This is a genomic window from Bacillus cereus group sp. BcHK124, from assembly GCF_027712065.1.
In the GTDB taxonomy this organism is placed as follows: Bacteria; Bacillota; Bacilli; order Bacillales; family Bacillaceae_G; genus Bacillus_A; species Bacillus_A pacificus.
In genome coordinates this window covers 1-19,096 of sequence record NZ_JAQFPJ010000020.1, presented here as the reverse complement: position 1 = coordinate 19,096, position 19,096 = coordinate 1, and the positions used below count along the sequence as shown (strand labels likewise).

Below are 19,096 nucleotides of genomic sequence, written 5' to 3'. Positions count from 1 at the left end.
TCATTAAAGTAAGGCTGCCATTTTATTATTAAAGTGTATTACGATTTAATATGTATACCTTGTTTCTTTATTTCCGTATCCAAATGCTTACTATATTTTTCCACAAAGCTAATTATACTGTCGAATTCTTCTTCAGTTACTTGCTCAAATACGACTTTATCCCGCTCTTGAAACTCTTTGTGCAAGTCTTCATGGATTTTATAAATTTCTTTCCCTTGTTCAGTAAGCCTAAAATAAATTTCTTTTTTATTTTCCGACTTTTGATAGCTTTCAATAAGGCCTTTTTGTATGAGCTTCTTAGTCATTCTACTTATTGCACCGCGAGTCACATAAAAAGCCTCCGCAAGTTGTGTCACGTTAGAATCTGCATTGTTTTCAATATATTCAATGCAATGTACTTCAGAAGACTTAAAACCTTTAAGACCTTCTTCCATCTTATCTTTATTAAGCCAAACTAGCTTATTATATAATTCCCTGAAACCATTCATAACCTGTTCTTCTTTATTCATGACCTACCCTCCTAACCGCTCATTAGCACGTTAAAACCATTATATAAAATTTCTGTTTCCGTTTCGACAATGTTGATATAATTATTTGAGTTATCTTTGAAAATAGACGATTACATATAATAATTCACTATACATTAGACAAAAAGTAAGAGCTAAGATTAGTTGTCTTAGCTCTGCTTTCATAAAATTTATTTTGTATAAATACTATTTCACTTCATTCGCTACAAAAAATTGCTCACAAACACTCGAAATACGCTGTAAGTCTACGTTCCCACCAGATATAACCGCTACTACTTTTTTCTCTTTAATATATGTATCCACTTTCCCTGCAAGTAGAGCAGCAGTAGCTAAAGCGCCTGCACCTTCTACAACAGCTTTACCACGCTGTAATAAGTCTTTCATCGCTACTTCTAGCTCTTTTTCTGATACTGTTACAATATCATCTACTAATTCTTTTACAATTTCAAATGTTAGTTCCCCTGGTATTTTAACTGCGCAACCATCTGCAATAGTAGGTGCCTCATAATGTTCTACTATTGTACCTTTATCATAAGATGCCTTCATCCCATGAACATTTTCTGCTTGTACACCAATTATATTGATTGATGGATTAAAAGATTTCAATGCAACAGCAATACCAGAAATAATTCCACCTCCGCCAATAGGAACAATTATTGTATCAACATCCCACATATCGTCAAGAATATCTAATCCTATTGTACCTTGACCAGCCATTACTTCTACATCGTCATACGGGTGTAAGTATGTTTCACCTGTTTCCCTAATAATCTCCTCACATTTTGCCTTCGCATCATCAAAGGTTTCACCATGTAAAACTACTTCAGATCCATATCCTTTAGTCGCATCAACTTTCGCCTGCGGTGCAGAAATCGGCATAACAATTTTACTCTTAATACCAAGTAAATGAGCAGATAAAGCAATTCCTTGCGCATGATTACCAGCAGAACAAGCAATTACTCCTCTTTCTTTTTCTTGATCTGTAAGCTGTGACATTTTGTTAAACGCACCACGGAATTTAAACGAACCTGTTAATTGCATATTTTCTAATTTCAAGTGAATTTCTCCACCCGTTTTACTAGTCAAGTAAAATGATTTTACTAATGGAGTTTTACGAGCATTTCTATCCAGAATGTTTTGCGCTTTTTTAATATCGTCTATATGTAATGGTAGTTTTTTAGTTATCATACTAACACCTCTTCCAATGTTCTATTCCTAAGTTTTCGTAAGTCGTAGCCCCTTTATACGAAACCATCTATATTAAGAAAAAGTCTTTAAATATGTACCTCACTCTGTAATACACACAGTTGTAAACAATTCAACATCCTTTTCATATCACGTTCTTTATAATGATTTAGGCATGCAATTTGGATCCAGTTATTATTTTGTAAGTACGCTGATTCATAATGGACGATATATCCTTGTAACGCTAACGCATCACCGACCGCTTTAGAAGAAAGATCTCCATTTAATTGAATCGTAAGTATAATTGGTGCGGCATGTTCTGTAGGTGAAACAAGTTTTAAGCCTATACTAGTAATAGCTTCTTCCATATAATCATATGTCTCGTTAATTTTTACAAATGCTTTTTCATCTTCAAATCCCTTCAACGCTTCTTGCAATGCATAAATTAAATTCCATGAATGTGAATATGGAATACTTTCATTTTCTTCATACATACCAATGTCCATATAGGCCGGTAAAGTCTCGTTTACTTTCACATTATGATTATGAAAAACGAAAGATAATCCAGTAAACGATTTAATTGCCTTTCCGCTAACGCCGCTCGCAAAATATACACTCTTTAAATCTATCGGTATCGCTCCAATTGAGCTAATACAATCTACACATAGTTTCACTTTATACTTTTCACATAATAAATTTAACTCGTCTAAATCATTTAACATTCCGGTAGATGTTTCATGGTGAACAAACCAAAGCCACTCATAATTTCCAGCTTCCATTATTTGTTCTAATTCTGTAGAAATAAATGGTTGTCCCATTTCCTTTTTATACGTATCAAAATGTAATTGCGCGCGTGTTGCGTGTCTAACTAATCTATTGCCAAATTCCCCATTCGTTAATACTAGTCCATTTCCTTTTAAAGAGCGTAACTGTAAAGCGATAGCATCATTTGCTAACGTCCCTGTTCCTAACATGATTTGCACACGTTTTGCTTTTGTCATTTGTAGTAAACGTTTTTTCACATTTTCCATCGTCACATGAAATGACTTAGAACGATGTGAAATCGGCTTAGTAGAAAAAGCCTTTCGAACATTCTCTTCAATATCTACTGGACCAGGTAAAAATGTATATTCTTTCGTCATAATCCCCCCAACACTCGACTCTTCAAACATAGCAGGAGTAACATACATTGGCTGAAAGGCTGCTTCTTCTGTACCAACTAACGTATGGAAAGATTTGAACCCCATTTGCTCATATAAAGGTAGTTCACGTGTTGTCGCAGAAATGAGTGCCAATTCATATCCGTTTAGAAGCAAATAACGATGTAAAAAGCGAATTAATCCTAACAATGCTCTTCCATTTCGATATTCACGTTCTACTGAAAGTAAACGAATTTCATACACGTTTTCTCCATGTTCTTGCAAATAAAAATCTAAATTTGAAATTTTATAATCTAACGAGAATGGTCGTTTTCCTCGCAATGCAACCATACCTACTAACTTATCTTCATCTAAACAAATTAAATATGTATTTTCATCATGAAACCGATCTATACGAACACGATCTTTCGTTTCTTCATGTTGCGGAATTTCTTCTACAAATGTTTTATAATTCAATTTATGTATACGTTCAAATTCCCAATCTTGATCAGCAACTTTATAAATTAACCCCATGCCTTATCTCCTTTATGTGTTTGATAAAAATTATAAGTGGAGATTTCCTCCACTTATTAAAAGTTCGTTTCAGTCTCGATTTACATATAAAATAAGCACAATGATAAGAGCACTTAAAATAGTCGTAACAATAGAATAAGAATACAAAATCATGCAAACTGGTAAACAAGCAATTGTAATTAACCCTGGCTTAGTAAATCCTTTAAAGATTAAATAAAATATAATGAAAACAGCAACAAGGGTAAGCGCTATCAAGTAATCAAATGCGATTAATCCTCCAATAAAAGTTGATATGCCTTTTCCACCCTTGCCTTTAAATACAATTGGATAAATATGTCCAAGTAAAACAGCTAGTAAAGCTAACATTACAAATGTAGAATCTCCAAAAAGGTATTCTGCAATAGAAACTACGATTGCCCCTTTAATTGCATCACCTAAAAATGTAACGATAAAATACCCTTTTCCATATACACGTCCCATATTTCTTGCGCCGGGATTTCCGCTTCCTTCATTCCGAATATCAACGTCATGTCTCCATTTCGTTACTATATAAGCAGTCAATATGTTTCCAAATAAATAAGAAGCGACCAAATACAAAAACTGCATACTATTAATCATATAATCATTCACTTTCTACGTAGGAGTACTTATACAATATTCAAAAACTATGTATATTGTACTTTTTATCCACATCCCTTTATACATTTTAACATCATATATTTACAATTCATACAAAAATTCTCATACAGCTATTTTTTAAAATACATATTTTTCATTAAATAATATGTTCCTTTCACTGCTGGTTCGGATTGTAATACAAATGTAACTTCTCCTACACTTTTCTCACAGCATTTCTTAAATTCATCATATATTTCAGGAACGAAACGCAATATGCTGCCACTTACCGCAATTGAAACTAATAAATCAAGCTGCATCTTGTTATAAACATCTATCGTAATCCTTGCTAATTCCTTTCCAGCTTGCATCATAATTTCATGTGCAGCATCATTTCCATTTCTAGCTTCTCGAATAACGAATGGTGTGATTGCTGCAACTTTATCTTTTGAAGATCTATATACTAGCCTTTTTATATGAGACGCTGTCAAAAGTTGAAACTCGTCTTGAATTCTTAAGCTTAATGGACAGAGTCTAATTCCTTGATCCAATTGATTTGCCATTCTCTTTAAAGCTTGTAATCCAATCCAATATCCGCTTCCTGCATCTCCTAAAATATGTCCCCATCCGCCGCTATACTCGTACACTTCTCCTTTCTTTCCAAGACAAATTGCACCTGTACCGCCAATTGTTAAAATTCCATCTTTTCCTTTTAAAACAGCTGCATGTGCAATCATCGCATCATTAAAAACTTCAATTGGTGTTCCGTACTTCTTCTTTAGACGTAATGTTAATTCATTCGTATTCACTCCACTTACACCCGCTAATCCTAAACAAATACAAACGCAATGCTCATTTAATACACCTTTCTGGCATTGATCAATCGCCTCCATAATATGCACAAGAGCTTCTTCAAAATCTATTAATATATTTCCAAAACCACTTGTAGCTCTTACAAGTTCATTTCCATCTTTATCAAATGCAATTGCTTCTGTCTTCGTTCCCCCGCCGTCTATTCCAATCATATACTTCATATGTTCGCCTCATTTTCATCATCTTATTGGAGGGAATGTTATATTCCCTAATACTACAGATTGCATTGCACCTGTTGCGCTCGGCACGTTACTCGGATTACGATGATACGTTTCGTTTGCTAAAATGGCAAAGGCGATTGCTTCTTTCGCCTCTGAAGAATAGCCTATATCTTCTTGAATGAATATTGTACATTTTTCATCCTTCAATCCATACCGTATCATTTCAACAAGTGTGTCATTATAACTGCCGCCACCGCCTAAAATTACCTCATCAATTTCATAATATGGCAGAATAAACTCCTTATAATGATGAACAATTGAACTTGCTGTAAACATCGTGACAGTCGTTAATATATTTTCTTTACTATGCTTTTCATACCGCTTCAATAACTGACTTACAAACTCTTCACCAAACTGTTCTCTACCAGTTGATTTCGGTGGATTCATTTTCAAAAATGAATGATTCATACAATATGTCAAAATTTCATCTACAACTTCACCCTGTTCTGCAATTTCACCATTTTGATCATATGGCAACTGAAATAACCTTTGACATACTTCATCAATTATCATATTACCCGGACCAGTATCAAAAGCTATAACATTCTGATCACTTTTTTGACTTGGTATTACGGTAACATTACCAATCCCGCCGATATTTTGTAGTAGTCTATTTTTAGTTGGATGACGATATAAAATAATCTCTGAATATGGTACAAGTGGTGCACCTTGTCCCCCAGCTGCCATGTCCATCGTTCGAAAATTAGAAATAACCGTCGTATTCGTTTCATATGCTATTACTGCAGGTTCCCCAATTTGCAATGTGGAAGATATCATATTACCTTCTGGCTTTGGCTGATGGTAAATCGTTTGTCCGTGAGAACCTATCAAATCTAATTGTTCCAAAGAAAAATTGGCCTCTTTACAAACTTCCTTTACGGCTTTAGCGAAACATAAACCTAACTTAAAATTCAAACTACATATGAGTTGGACATTTGAATTTTTTATTGATAATACTTGCTGAATCTCATTTTTTATATCATTACTAAATGGCACAGTAGTAAAATAGATGAGTTCAACTTTAGAACCTACACCGCTTCCTTCTATATGAACGAGTGCTACATCTATACCATCTAACGAAGTACCAGACATTACCCCTGCAACATACATAACATGTATGACCTCCTCTTTATTAAAAAACAATCATGTAAGTTACAAACGTACAGCCAATTGAAAATAATATAAATCTAAAAAACAACTGAGCTTTCGATGCAAACGATCCATCAATAAAAGAAACAACTATTGTAAGCAAAATGCTTGCCGCAATGCTTGTAACGAGCCATATACTATGCATTTGTGATAGATGTAGCATTCTTAATAAAGGCACAAAAAGTAAATTCGCACATATCACTCCAAATAATAATAAAAATACACCTTTATAACTAAATTTTATATTCATTCCATTTCATCCTCTCTGGACTTCATGTGAAAGAAGTGATAGGCAAAATACCTATCACTCATAAATTAAAGCATAAAGATTATGGATTAACAGATTCCCCTTCACCATTCTTCTCAATTTCAAGCATATTTTTGTCGTACATTTTAAAGAATGGTAAATATATAAGAAACGATATTGCTATATTTATAAAAACTAATACTATTGCACGCCAATCTCCGCCTGTAGCTAAATACGCACCAATTGGAGCTGGTAATGTCCACGGTGGCATAATATGTGTTGGTGTCACAAATCCCATCGCAGTTGCAGAATATGCAACTGTTGCCGTTACAAGTGGTGTAATGATAAATGGGATAATTAAAATTGGATTTAGTACAATCGGTAATCCGAATATGACTGGCTCATTTATATTAAAAATCCCCGGAACAATACAAGTTCTTGATAATGCTTTCGAATATTTTGATCGACCAAATACAATCATAGCTAATACAAGCCCTAATGTCGCACCAGAACCACCAATCCATATAAACCATTGATATAACGGCTCTGGTGAAATAAATGGCAATTGATCTGCTCCACTAGCAACAGCTTCTCCATTTTTCCCTAGGTATACTTCCCATAATGGCCGAGCAACAGTTCCAACAACCGACACACCATGGATTCCGAATGACCAAAAAAACGTAATTAAAAACACTGGAATCATTACACCAAAGTAACTATCCCCAGCTTTTACTAATGGTGCTGCTAATTTATCAACAACATGGTGTAAATCAATGCTAAAAACGACAGTTACTAGACTCATTATAATAATAACGAATGCAGCAGGTATAAGTGCTTCAAATGAACGCGACACAGATGGCGGTACTTGTTCTGGCATTTTAATCATTACATTTTTCTTCTTACAAAATCTTAAAATCTCTACGGATAAAATAGAAACAATCATCGTCACGAATAACCCATGACCTCCGAGATTTGTCATCGGAAGCATAAATCCTTTTTTATCAATTAATTCGGGGGTTAATGTTAATAGCAGTGAACATACTGCAAGCTGTGCTCCTGATAAAGCATCTAGTTTATAACTTTTCGCCAAATTATATCCTATTCCAAATGCTATATATAAAGACATAATAAACATAGTTAACCGATATGGTATTAATATACTTGTTTGATTCTTTAATGCCCAAACGGATATGAAGCTATCTTTCGGTAATGGTGGAAATGCTACGATTAAAAAGAAACTTCCTACGATGATAAACGGTAATGCTGAAATAACTCCATCACGGATTGCTTGTAAATGTCTCTGTTCAGAAAGTCTTGCCATCGGTCCAGATAAGTTTTTATCAAGAAACGTGACAAACTTATTCATAACGGTTCCCCCTAACGAATTAAATCATTTACAGTCTTTAATAAAGTCTGTCCACCAAGAGGCGTATATGCTTGCGGCGGTATAATACCGCACGGGATAGATTCCTCTTCTGCGAATTTTTTAACAGAATCAAATCGATGTCTAACTTGAGGTGCAACCATTACAACGTCCCAGCCATTCTTTACTTCTTCCTCTACCTCATTTGTTCCAATCGCATGCACTTCCATGTTCATACCCTTTTTCTCCGCCTCTTTTTTTAAAGCGTTTACAACAATTGCACTGGACATTCCTCCAGAACAAACGAACAAAACCTTCATTTATGAATCCTCCTATACTTATAATTTACTACCCTTCAAATGAAAGGAAGTTTCACTTTACTAACAAGCATATGAAGAAGTAAAAGAATTTAGTTATACTGAAAGTAAATTTCATTAAAAATATTTTTCCTATTAAATTAATGTTTCAATATACAATTTTCTCTATTGCAGGGCCAACCTTGCCTCGTATATTATCTTAGATAATCATATGATAGGGAGGCGTATACATGATCGTTAAACGTTTATTTATGATATGTTGCATCGTCATCTTGTTCATCCCTTTCTCTTTCATTTCCCCTCACTTTACTTATGCTGAAGTAACTACTACGTACAAAAAACACGAATTACGTGCTGTATGGATTGCATCTGTTCTTAATATTGATTGGCCCTCAAAAACTGGCTTACCAATTGAAAATCAAAAACAAGAATTTATTGAATTATTAGACGATGCAAAAAACACTGGTATGAATGCAGTCATTGTACAAATAAAACCAACTGCTGATGCCTTTTATCCTTCCAATTACGGCCCTTGGTCTGAATATATTACCGGTACACAAGGAAAAGATCCCGGATACGACCCACTAGCATTTATGATTGAAGAAGCACATAAAAGAAATATAGAATTCCACGCATGGATTAATCCATACCGAATAACGATGAATCACACTGATATAAATCGATTATCAAATAATCACCCTGCAAGACAGCACCCGGATTGGGTTGTACCTTATGGCGGAAAATTATATTACAACCCCGGTATTCCAGAAGTAAAAAAGTTTATAACTGAAGGTGCTTTAGAAATCGTACAAAATTACGATGTTGATGCATTACATATGGATGATTATTTTTATCCATATAAAGTGGCGGGTGAACAATTCCCCGATCAAAAAACGTACGAATTATATAATAACGGTAGATTTACAAATATAGAAGATTGGCGACGTGACAATGTAAATGAACTTGTAAGAGATTTAAATACTGCTATAAAACAAGAAAAATCATACGTAAAGTTTGGCATTAGCCCATTTGGCGTATGGCGAAATATAGCTGATGATCCGACTGGCTCTAACACAACTGCCGGCCAAAGAAACTTTGATGATCTTTATGCTGATACACGTGAGTGGATACAAAAAGGTTACATTGACTACATCACACCGCAAATATATTGGAATATAGGTTTTACTCCTGCTGCGTATGACATATTAGTAGATTGGTGGGTAAAAGAAACAAATAATAAACCAATCCACCTATACATTGGTCAGGCAGCCTATAAAATTAATAATAATTCTGTCCCCACTTGGTCTGATCCTGAAGAATATCCAAGACAGATTGCATTAAACCGGCTATACCCTCAAATTAAAGGTAGTATGCATTTTAGCTTAAAAGACATTAATAATAATCCACTTGGAGTGAAAGATAGACTCTCAAAAGACATATATAAACATCCTGCATTAGTCCCACCTATGCCTTGGCTTGATCATGAACCACCAAAAAAACCTACTTTAAAAGGTGCCATTCCAAGAGATGAAGGGGTTGCTGTAGGTATCATTGATAATAGAGAGAATGATTCTGCTTATTACGCTATTTACCGCGTGAATGGAAAAAGTGAAGTGAATATAGAAAATCCGAAAAATTTACTTACTACTGTAAGAAAGACAAAGCCTGGAGAAATTTATGTAGATAAAACGGCTATTCCTGGAGAAACATATACGTATGTAGTAACTGCGGTTGATCGATTGCATAATGAAAGTGTTGCTTCTAGTAAATCTACTATTCAAGCAAAATAAAAGTAAGAGCTCGCATTTTTTGAATGCGGGCTCTTACTTTTATTTTCGTAGTTCACTATATTGAATATGAATTCTATTCTCAGGGTTTTTATCTACTGTGTAAAGTACAAATAAGAAGAACCATTCTAGTGGCTTCATTAAAATATAAACAAAGTCAGCCGACCATTTCGTATTAATATGTTTACTAATCGGATAACCATATTTATCATAAAAATTACGAATAACCTTATGACATTTTGGTACTCGATCCTCAATTACATTTTCAAAGGCGTTCGCAATTAATAACTGTCGATTAACTGTAATTCTTTCTCCATGCCTAATTCCTGCTCGTAACGGCTTAACAATATTTTTATGCCCTTTCACAGAAACTGTACATAAATAATGCCCATCCCCGGAGACAATTTGAGGACTTGGAGCAGGAATCTTAGAATAATTAAAGCTACTTGTTTCCATAAACACTCTTATAAAACTATCTGGTTTTTGCCCAAACAGTATTAAAATAAATTGAACAATTAACAATATAGGAAATAAACTTATAGTCCAAACTGTAGCCATTTTTTGATACCCAAAAGAAATACGATGCAGATATAATATAATCCTGCTGCTCTGCTTATAATCTTTCTCATGCTGAGACTGTATGAAATAACTTAATGAATCTCTTAATTTCGCTATGAATAATAGACTAAATGCAAGCATCCCAACTTGAATACAAAAGACTGGAATGTATCTCAATCCTCCGAATTCTGTATAAAAGACAAAGCCTGTATGGGTAATATATATGAATGTATATACGATGTTTATTATCATTAAAGTACTATAAAAAATATAAAATATTGGTGAAAGTTTTGTTAAGCCTGTTGTTAATCTCCAATAAGAAACTCCACCTAAAACAACTAAGAGAACCACTATAGCAATGTGGTCATGTGCTAAAGAAGCATATTGATCAGACATCATTCCGTTCTTTTCAAATTTATGTAATGGTATTCCTCCTCTTACATCATTTGCATTCCACATAATACCTAAACCAAAGATAAAATAACTCAAACATATTGATAATATTTCCTGTGGCTCGAACTTTAATATACTTGAGGAATTTTCCTTCTCTCCTTGGAAACTATTCCATGCTTTACTAATAGGATAGCCAAGAAATAAAAATAGAATTACAAATAGTATGACTAACTCAAATAACACAATACCATACCCCTTTTATAATAATTGTTTACACAAAGTACTAAAAACCATTCTATATTTTACCATTTATTAACGTTTGTATATACAATCTTACAAAAGATTAAACTCTCTCAATTCAAAAAAAAACGCCTAAAAGCTGAAACATTCAACTTTTAAGGCGATTTCTTCTATTTATTCTTAAACTTCTCAGTCGCTGCTCTCATCTTCACATTCAAATCGTGATCAATCGAGTCACGAATATCTCGCTCTACTTCTTCCATTTCTTTTTGGAAATTTTGCAAGTAGATTTTTAATTCTTCTTCTTTTTCTGGCCGTTGTGAAGGTGGTAATTGTACGACTAACGATAGCATCGCTATTAAATCTTTCATTAAGAACGTTTCAAGTTTATGTTGCTGTTCAAACATACGTTGCTCTTGATAATATGGCAAAGCATTTAATACTGAAATTGTAATATCATCAACCGTTCGTTGTAATGAAGGATTTATTGAGCGTTTATACGCTTGAATTGTATTTAATGCATCTGGATATCGATCATAAAAATACAATTTATAAAACGATAAATCTGTCGGTTTTACTGTTTGCTGCGTTTCTTGTCTTAAAAAATCTTTTACTTTCATCGCTGCTACATCAATATCTTCATTAGTAAGCTTTTTCGTCGTTTTTGCCATTACATGTACTTTTTTCTGTTTTTCTTTCGGTAACATTGAGAATACTTGCTCTCTCGTACGTTGACCCGATGCACAGAAAAGCGTGTTTAATATATGTTGTTCTTTTTTTCCTTCAGTACGAATCCAGCGATAAAAGAGTGGATGTTGTGTAAATTCTTGTAGAAACGGTAATGATTTATTCGATAACTTATCTAAAGAATCGTGTGCTCTTTTATATGGCTTCGTCCATGAAAAATACAGTTTACGACCGAAATATACAACTAAAACAACGACAGTAAATGCGATTAAAAACAATGTACCGAGTAGTAATAATACAGTTTGAATGAAACTCATTTTTTCACCTCCTCTAAAAGTCTGCTATTTTCTTGGGCGCTGAATGAGTTTTTGTTTCATTTCATCATTAAATGTGTCTAGTTCAATAACAAACTTCTTACTTGACTCGATAATACGTTCTGACGATTTTTCAGAAGCTTCAATTGCAGCAAATACGTTTTGGAATGATTCACGTAATTTATCCATGCTAATTGCAGGATTTTCAAGTAATTTCGTTGTTTCTTCTGTATTTTGTTTTAATGCCTGAGAATTACTTAATACCATAGACTCAATTGCTTCATTTGTTGCATTCACTGCATCAATTGTTTTACGTTGATTTGTTAATGCTAACTGGATAGCAGCAGAAACTGTTACAACGTTTTGCGTCATCGTAATTGCATTACGAATTGCCTCTGTTAACTTTTCATTATTTTTCTTAATAATGTCTACAGATGCAATGGATTGTAATAACACACTTTTCGCTTGCTGCATATTGCGCGTACGCACTAAAATCTTTTCTAATGCATCATTAATTAATGGAATATCCCTTTGACGTTCTGGATTTTGTTTCTCAGCTTCCAGCATGCCAGCAAGTTTTTTCCCTAAGTATACTTGCTTATCAAGCGCGTGAATTTTATCGTGTGATTGCTCTTTAAGCATTTCAAGACCAACTGTATCTTCTTGTAAATTATCACGACCAATTAGAAGTGATCTTATAATCTCCTCAATTTGCTTATCTATAGATTGATATTTATGCACGTATGTTTCAAGTGGATTTTTCTTGAATACTTTAAACATAATTTTCTTCATACCACTTGCTTTTAGTGAATTTGGATCAAGCTCTGATACTACTTTGCGTAATTCTAACAACGTATTTGGAATTTCTTCATTCTTTCCATTCATCATCGCTGTGACAGGACGTTTTAATGCTGATAGCGTTTGTCCTGCTGCTTGCTGTTCTTTATCCCCTAAATCTCCTAGCTGAGACAATACTTTCGATAAATCTGTATTTTGCTCGCTATTCAACTTTTGTACATAAAGATCGGCTTCTTTGTTTAATTCATCAAGTTCTTCATCTTTTATAACTGTATCAACTACTACTTCTACATTATTATCTTTCACAATTGATACGGGTTCTTTTTTCTCGAGTTCAGTCAACAAAATCGCTCCTTTATTTATATGTGCGAATTTATGTGCACTATATTTCATCTAATATATTGTATTTCATTTGCAAACAGCCTATATGAAATCAATTTTCAAGAAATACCTGCTTATGCAGTCATTCCCTGTTTCTTACTATAAGTATACCTGTAAACAACATAATTTTCCTCAGACTTAAGACCTAGAGACCGACATGCTGAAGGCGGATTCTTCGTATGTTACGTATATAAATTACGTCCTTCCCATACTACTGCACTCAATCTTTTGACATACACCCTTTTTCAATGTGATAATTATATTACGCTAAAATCTATTTCTTCTTACGCGCTACAAATGCACCATTTTGAAATGCCAATAACACCGTTTCAAACATTTCATCTTCTTCAATCATGTTTATAAACTCGGCTAATTCACTCGCATGAGAAGTAGCATTATCGACAACAAGAAGACTTTTTGGTTGTAAAATGCGTTTTATATGCTCCAGCCACCACATGTATTGCGTACGCTCTGAATCTAGGAAAATAAAATCAAATGAATGATCTAGTTGTGAATCTAAAAATGCCCCTGCTTCTTGATTGTGAACATCAATCCTTTGTAAAAGATTTGCCTTTTCAAAATTGGCAAGTGCCTCTCCCACTCGTTCTGAAGAAAGTTCTACAGTTGTTACATTTCCATTTGTTTCTTCTACTGCATTAGCTAACCACAATGTAGAATAACCATTAGAAGTTCCAATTTCCAAAATGTTTTTTGCACTACACCCTTTTACTAAAATTGATAAAAATTGCCCCATCTCACGAGAAATATTCCGTAATTTTTCTTCCCGTGTTTTTTTATTTCGATCATGCTCTTCTCCATATTGTTCAAGTTGAAATAATAATGAATCTAACGTATCCATTCTTTTCATCGCCTTTCCACAGCAATATGATGAAAAAGCTCTCGTTGCCCGTCTACTTTCATTATATGCGAAACGAAAACCTTTTTCTCGTTATATGATAAAGATTTGAAATTTTTTATAGCATATTGTTTCGTTTTTTGGTAAAGTTAATTTCTACGTGCAATTATTCCATTCATACTATTTTTAATTCAATTGCAGTTGTTAAATCATATAAACCTCATTTAAATGAATCGGTATTTCAAATTCAATTAAGCGCCCTTTCCGGACGCATTTTCTTTTGTTTATATATTTTTAGAAGAAAGGATGCTTATAATGAACGTGATTAGCTTAGATGCCGCTCGAAAGCGAAAGCAGCATAAAAAATTAATGATTACTATACCGATTATTTCACGTATTTATGAAGAAGACGGGGAAATTAAATTTGAGGTAGCCGGCGAAAAAGACGTACCTCTTGAAATGTTAGAAAAATAATAAAAAACGCATTTCTTCAGAAATGCGTTTTTTATATTTTTACATTTAAATGCTAAATGCATAAGTTTCTCAAGATTAACCACCATATAAAGTGAAACTGTAATCAGTGGGTGTTTTCTTCATCCCCCACTGATTATTAGTTGAACCAATCGGACTTTAATGGGCAGCCCGCCCCCCACCTAACTTCTTTGCTTTCGCTGAATTTTGAAGTGGGGGTCTTACTGCCCATTAAAGTCGGATAAAATAATGAATGATACAATTGTGAATAACAATTTATTAACTACAAATACAATTGCGTTCCAAAATCTAGTATCGTATGAACTATTTGAAAATACCATAACGGCTTATACTTCAGATTTACAACCTATTTATTTACCAGATGGTGCTACAATTATTGATTTTACTTTCTCTGCATTTCCAAACATTACACATAACATGAAAAAAGCAAAATAAATGTTATACCTGTTCCACTTAAAACAAAGGTATCTCATTTTGACATCATAGAAATCCATTTTGGTCTAAAACAAAACTTGGCATTAGAGTGACTCAATTATGCCAATACCGCTAAAGCACAATTAATTATTCAGCAAAAACTATCTTAAATAACCCATATTTCGTGTGGGATAGGCAAATTTATTATGATACCAACAACTGCACATAACAAACACTAGACACATATCCTAATTTTGTAACCTTACTTACTAATAGAAAGGCAGGTAATACAATTGACTTCCAATATCGATTACACTTCCCCCTCAACTAACTTCACTCATGATTTAAATAGAAGTAATTTTTTTCAGAAAGATGCTCAAAATTATATAAACGTACTTGGCGTGAAACAATTAAATACGTTAGAAAACACTTCTTTATTAGATATCTATTTAAGTACAGGAAATGTTGTAGAGCCTCACATACATCAAAATGCAGCTGAACTTGTTTACTGCATTTCAGGCTCTGCGGTTGTTTCTTTACTTAATCCTTTTACAAATCAAATATTAAACTTACCAATAAAACCGGGGCAAGTTGCCAACATTCCACAAGCGTGGTGGCATTACGAAATTGCTACAGCAGATAACACTCATTTATTAGCTATTTTTGACGCCCCAACCCCAGAAGTTATTTTTGGTTCTGATATTTTAAGATTAACCCCCGCTAATATAATGGCTCATACTTACTGTCTCAATGGACAACAATGGAAACAAGCGGTATCCCCTATTCAATCCACTACAGTAATTGGCCCTCCAGCAAATTGTAATCAGAACCGCGGAACGATACCCCCTGCAACTCATCCTCCTAATCCACAACAAAATTTATATTACCAAGATTCATATTATTTTCCTCTTTACTGGGGATATTAATTTATATTATGAAAGGACAATTATTTATCTCCTCGGAAAATACGTAGGAGATTTTTTTATTGTATACCCATTCCTATTTATTATCGTAACAATTAATAGAATAGCTACATATAATAGTTATATATTTAATTGGAGGTGATAGTACTATGAGTAATTATAACTACCGAAAAAACTACTCTCATAATAAAAATAGTAGTTCATCAGCATCCTCTCAATCCTCAAATTCTCAATCTTCCAATTCCCAATCACAAAGAGACTTAGCCGAGCAAGGCTATGTAAAGAAAAAAGGATGTAACTGTAATAAAAACAAATAGTTTATTTGGACAATGAAATTTCATCACTCACAATAAACTGTTTACTCCCCTAGTATATAGTTTATTGAAAGGCTGAATTCTATTTTTAATAGAGTTCAGCCTTTATTATGTATGTGGAATATTGCAAGCTCATTAACTTATTTCATAAATTACAAATCATATTTTTCCAATTAATTTATTACCTATTCCCCGCAAAAATATGGCCCTCCCTAATAAAATTAGGAAGGGCCATATACAAGTGTCCGTTCACATTTCAAACAGACATTGTTACAAGTTAGACGATATTAATACCTGCACTTACAAATCCAGCTACTGCTGCTATTGGACTTGCTGCTGTTAAGGAAACATATACTAATATTTTATCCCCAGCTGCTACTGGAATAGCTTCAGGTATGATCCCTGATGCTGTAGAACCAATTGCTATCGCAGCAAATGCTGGTGTTAATAATAGTGGTGCGCCTTGTACTGTAAACGTATTACTTGCAGCAGGTGCAGTTAATATTTGTATCTGTACTTGAACAGGTGATAAAGGAGATAATGCAGCTGTTGCACTAAAGAAACCTGCTAATGACGTAATAGTTCCTGCGCGTGGTGCTACAAATGCATAATCACCTAGGCCTAACGCTAATGTGATACTAGTTCCACCCGTTAAAGCTACACCAGGCTGACTAAATCCAAATCCAAGAAGAGTTCCTGTATTTGCTACTAATGCGTTAACTAACGCAGCTGGTGTTGTACCCGAAGCGAATGGAATAATAGCTCCGCCACCTGTTGCTCCTGTTGCTCCTGTTGCTCCTGTTGCTCCTGTTGCTCCTGTTGCTCCTGTTAAGCCTGTTGCACCAGTTAAACCTGTTGCTCCCGTTGGGCCTGTTGCTCCTGTTGGACCTGTTAAGCCTGTTGCTCCTGTTGGGCCTGTTAAGCCTGTTGCACCAGTTAAACCTGTTGCTCCCGTTGGGCCTGTTGCACCAGTTAAACCTGTTGCGCCACCAGTACCTGCTGGACCTGTCGCTCCTGTCGGGCCTGTTGCTCCTGTTGGGCCTGTTGCTCCTGTTGGACCTGTTGCTCCTCCTCCTGGACCTGTTGGACCTGTTGGACCTGTTGCTCCTCCTCCTGGACCTGTTGGACCTGTTGGACCTGTTGGACCGCCTCCTGGAGTAGCACCAATTAATTGAGTTAATAAGTTTAATAAAAGTTGTAAACTTGCAGGGTCAATAATTAATGAGAAGAAGAATGGTGCAAGAGCACTGTAGAATTGTTGTAATAAAGAAAGTAATTGACCTAAATTTGGATTAGGAGATTGTAGTAAGTTAATAATACTTTGAATTAATTGTTTTAAGAAATTTCCTTCTGGAGAAGGTGCTAATTCATTTAGTAAGTTCAATAGCTGAGTAAACAAATTGAGTAAAGCTAATCTGTTTGCATCACTTGGATTTGCAAAAAACGCTGCAATTGCCGAAATTAAAGAGTTTAGTAAAGTAATTAATCTACCTAATTGCTCACTAGTAATTGGAACTGTTTGTGGATTGTTACAACATTCTGGAGTGAACACAATCGGATTATTGCAGTTATTATGACCAAAACAATTATTATGTGACATTTATTTCCTCCTTACTTATTTTATATTTGAGTGTCTTCCTATTATAAGAGCTATACAATTGTGCATAGGTTTAATTCACTTAAAATAGGAAACATGAATGATAATTAAACTTTAAAAAGTTATTTAATTATGTTCATGACTCACATATTAATTATATGTTTTTAATAATTGACTGCTTAGATTAAACACCTAAACTTAAGAGTTTATTTTATTTTTCCACGTTTATCTCTTAGATTCAAAAGCACATTTTAACTTGAGTATAAAAACTAAACATTGGCATATAACCACCAATTAACAACAATACCTTTACTAAAATTGTGTTCCTTCTATTATCATGAAGCCGTTTCTATTATCAAAAACTTTCATACAATATATTGGACAAGTTATCCCATACTTTCTTCAAAAAATAATTTAGGGTGTGAAAATTAATTGCCAATTATTCAACCATTTATGGCATCCAGAAGATTCACATCTACACTAGGAGCTGGAACCGGAACTGGTGCAGCTTTTGCAATTGCTGCTACAGCTTGTTTAAACGATGCTGGTACTACTGCAACTGCTTTTCCGACTTTTACGTATTATAACTTATATGTAAACGGCATTCTTCAACCTAGTGTGAACTCCAGTGTTACTACTGGACCTACTGGTGCTATTACAATTCCTGGCGGAGATGCATTAGACGGCGGAATTCCAATTACAATCGAATTTATCGTCACTTAGTTTTAACTACTTTAATGTAGAGCAAAAAGACAGATCCTTTTTATTTAAGAATCTGTCTTTTTTAATTAATAATGATAAATTGTACAATAATTGAAGAACCTTGTGATGGTGGTTGATTATCTAATAAAGTTAGCTGACCAGTACTAACCTGATATAATGGTTGTGGTTGAAGTATTCCATTAATAAACAGATTAATGTACGAAACCTCATCAGGAGATAATATGTGAGTTGTACCATATTGAGCTAGCCCATCTGAATCTGTATATATAAGTTTTTCTCCATCTGAAAAAGTGTAAAATAATAAATTAGTTGTTGTTATGGGGCCAATAACTCCTGTTACTCCCGTTACTCCTGTTGCTCCTATTGCTCCTGTTGCTCCTGTTGCTCCTGTTGCTCCTGTTGCTCCTGTTGCTCCTGTTGCTCCTGTTGCTCCTGTTGCTCCTGTTGCT

At 34.3% G+C, this 19,096-nt stretch carries 19 protein-coding genes and 1 pseudogene; 5 read left to right on the top strand and 15 right to left on the bottom strand.

Going from position 1 to position 19,096, the window contains the following annotated elements:
* Positions 1-38 precede the first annotated feature (38 nt).
* The 9 genes from PDK19_RS21980 to PDK19_RS21940 form a co-directional block, all read right to left on the bottom strand.
* Positions 39-509 (bottom strand): MarR family transcriptional regulator, encoded by a 471-nt coding sequence (locus PDK19_RS21980; protein ID WP_001030899.1) that lies wholly within the window; start codon positions 507-509, stop codon positions 39-41.
* Positions 510-713: 204 nt separating this feature from the next.
* A complete protein-coding gene (tdcB, locus tag PDK19_RS21975) occupies positions 714-1,715 on the bottom strand; it encodes a bifunctional threonine ammonia-lyase/L-serine ammonia-lyase TdcB (RefSeq protein WP_049112662.1) in 1,002 nt (333 codons plus the stop codon).
* 86 nt (positions 1,716-1,801) lie between these two features.
* A complete protein-coding gene (locus PDK19_RS21970) occupies positions 1,802-3,385 on the bottom strand; it encodes an aminotransferase class V-fold PLP-dependent enzyme (protein WP_049112666.1) in 1,584 nt (527 codons plus the stop codon).
* A 69-nt stretch (positions 3,386-3,454) separates the two neighbouring features.
* Complete coding sequence (gene plsY, locus PDK19_RS21965) at positions 3,455-4,003, bottom strand: glycerol-3-phosphate 1-O-acyltransferase PlsY (RefSeq protein WP_000610849.1); 549 nt, start codon at positions 4,001-4,003, stop codon at positions 3,455-3,457.
* 131 nt (positions 4,004-4,134) lie between these two features.
* Positions 4,135-5,034 carry a BadF/BadG/BcrA/BcrD ATPase family protein gene (locus PDK19_RS21960; protein ID WP_000876574.1) on the bottom strand — a complete coding sequence of 300 codons (900 nt, stop codon included), beginning with the start codon at positions 5,032-5,034 and terminating at the stop codon, positions 4,135-4,137.
* Positions 5,035-5,052: 18 nt separating this feature from the next.
* Positions 5,053-6,204, bottom strand: coding sequence for an anhydro-N-acetylmuramic acid kinase AnmK (gene anmK / locus PDK19_RS21955; protein WP_270708047.1), 1,152 nt, complete (start codon positions 6,202-6,204; stop codon positions 5,053-5,055).
* 22 nt (positions 6,205-6,226) lie between these two features.
* Positions 6,227-6,493 (bottom strand): hypothetical protein, encoded by a 267-nt coding sequence (locus PDK19_RS21950; protein ID WP_001021969.1) that lies wholly within the window; start codon positions 6,491-6,493, stop codon positions 6,227-6,229.
* Positions 6,494-6,572: 79 nt separating this feature from the next.
* Complete coding sequence (locus PDK19_RS21945) at positions 6,573-7,856, bottom strand: PTS sugar transporter subunit IIC (RefSeq protein ID WP_001032281.1); 1,284 nt, start codon at positions 7,854-7,856, stop codon at positions 6,573-6,575.
* 11 nt (positions 7,857-7,867) lie between these two features.
* The gene (locus tag PDK19_RS21940) at positions 7,868-8,173 is read right to left on the bottom strand and encodes a PTS sugar transporter subunit IIB (protein WP_049113982.1); all 306 of its coding nucleotides are present in this window, start codon (positions 8,171-8,173) and stop codon (positions 7,868-7,870) included.
* Between the two features lie 227 nt (positions 8,174-8,400).
* Between PDK19_RS21940 and PDK19_RS21935 the strand changes: the two genes are divergently transcribed.
* Complete coding sequence (locus PDK19_RS21935; protein ID WP_049113984.1) at positions 8,401-9,960, top strand: glycoside hydrolase family 10 protein; 1,560 nt, start codon at positions 8,401-8,403, stop codon at positions 9,958-9,960.
* A gap of 39 nt (positions 9,961-9,999) precedes the next feature.
* Here the strand turns inward: PDK19_RS21935 and PDK19_RS21930 are convergent, their stop codons facing one another.
* From PDK19_RS21930 to PDK19_RS21915, 4 genes are all read right to left on the bottom strand, one after another.
* On the bottom strand, positions 10,000-11,151 hold the full coding sequence (locus PDK19_RS21930; protein ID WP_049113985.1) for a DUF6688 domain-containing protein: 1,152 nt from the start codon (positions 11,149-11,151) through the stop codon (positions 10,000-10,002).
* A 167-nt stretch (positions 11,152-11,318) separates the two neighbouring features.
* Positions 11,319-12,152 (bottom strand): DUF3974 domain-containing protein, encoded by an 834-nt coding sequence (locus PDK19_RS21925; RefSeq protein ID WP_000008359.1) that lies wholly within the window; start codon positions 12,150-12,152, stop codon positions 11,319-11,321.
* A gap of 24 nt (positions 12,153-12,176) precedes the next feature.
* Complete coding sequence (locus tag PDK19_RS21920) at positions 12,177-13,289, bottom strand: toxic anion resistance protein (RefSeq protein ID WP_000137402.1); 1,113 nt, start codon at positions 13,287-13,289, stop codon at positions 12,177-12,179.
* Between the two features lie 313 nt (positions 13,290-13,602).
* Positions 13,603-14,196, bottom strand: coding sequence for an O-methyltransferase (locus tag PDK19_RS21915; protein ID WP_014893748.1), 594 nt, complete (start codon positions 14,194-14,196; stop codon positions 13,603-13,605).
* 303 nt (positions 14,197-14,499) lie between these two features.
* Between PDK19_RS21915 and PDK19_RS21910 the strand changes: the two genes are divergently transcribed.
* The 3 genes and pseudogenes from PDK19_RS21910 (at position 14,500) to PDK19_RS21900 (ending at position 16,016) form a co-directional block, all read left to right on the top strand.
* Positions 14,500-14,658 carry a hypothetical protein gene (locus PDK19_RS21910; RefSeq protein WP_001100983.1) on the top strand — a complete coding sequence of 53 codons (159 nt, stop codon included), beginning with the start codon at positions 14,500-14,502 and terminating at the stop codon, positions 14,656-14,658.
* A gap of 234 nt (positions 14,659-14,892) precedes the next feature.
* Positions 14,893-15,203: pseudogene (locus tag PDK19_RS21905) on the top strand (TGS domain-containing protein); the annotation flags it as partial.
* Positions 15,204-15,383: 180 nt separating this feature from the next.
* Positions 15,384-16,016 carry a cupin domain-containing protein gene (locus PDK19_RS21900; RefSeq protein WP_049114026.1) on the top strand — a complete coding sequence of 211 codons (633 nt, stop codon included), beginning with the start codon at positions 15,384-15,386 and terminating at the stop codon, positions 16,014-16,016.
* A gap of 588 nt (positions 16,017-16,604) precedes the next feature.
* Here PDK19_RS21900 and PDK19_RS21895 read toward each other — a convergent pair.
* The gene (locus tag PDK19_RS21895) at positions 16,605-17,927 is read right to left on the bottom strand and encodes an exosporium glycoprotein BclB-related protein (protein ID WP_270708043.1); all 1,323 of its coding nucleotides are present in this window, start codon (positions 17,925-17,927) and stop codon (positions 16,605-16,607) included.
* 429 nt (positions 17,928-18,356) lie between these two features.
* Here PDK19_RS21895 and PDK19_RS21890 point away from each other — a divergent pair, with 429 nt between their 5' ends.
* Positions 18,357-18,647, top strand: a complete 291-nt coding sequence (locus PDK19_RS21890; RefSeq protein WP_001121647.1) for a DUF4183 domain-containing protein — start codon at positions 18,357-18,359, stop codon at positions 18,645-18,647.
* 61 nt (positions 18,648-18,708) lie between these two features.
* Here PDK19_RS21890 and PDK19_RS21885 read toward each other — a convergent pair.
* The coding region (locus tag PDK19_RS21885; RefSeq protein WP_270708042.1) for a DUF4183 domain-containing protein at positions 18,709-19,096 on the bottom strand (388 nt) is incomplete at its 5' end.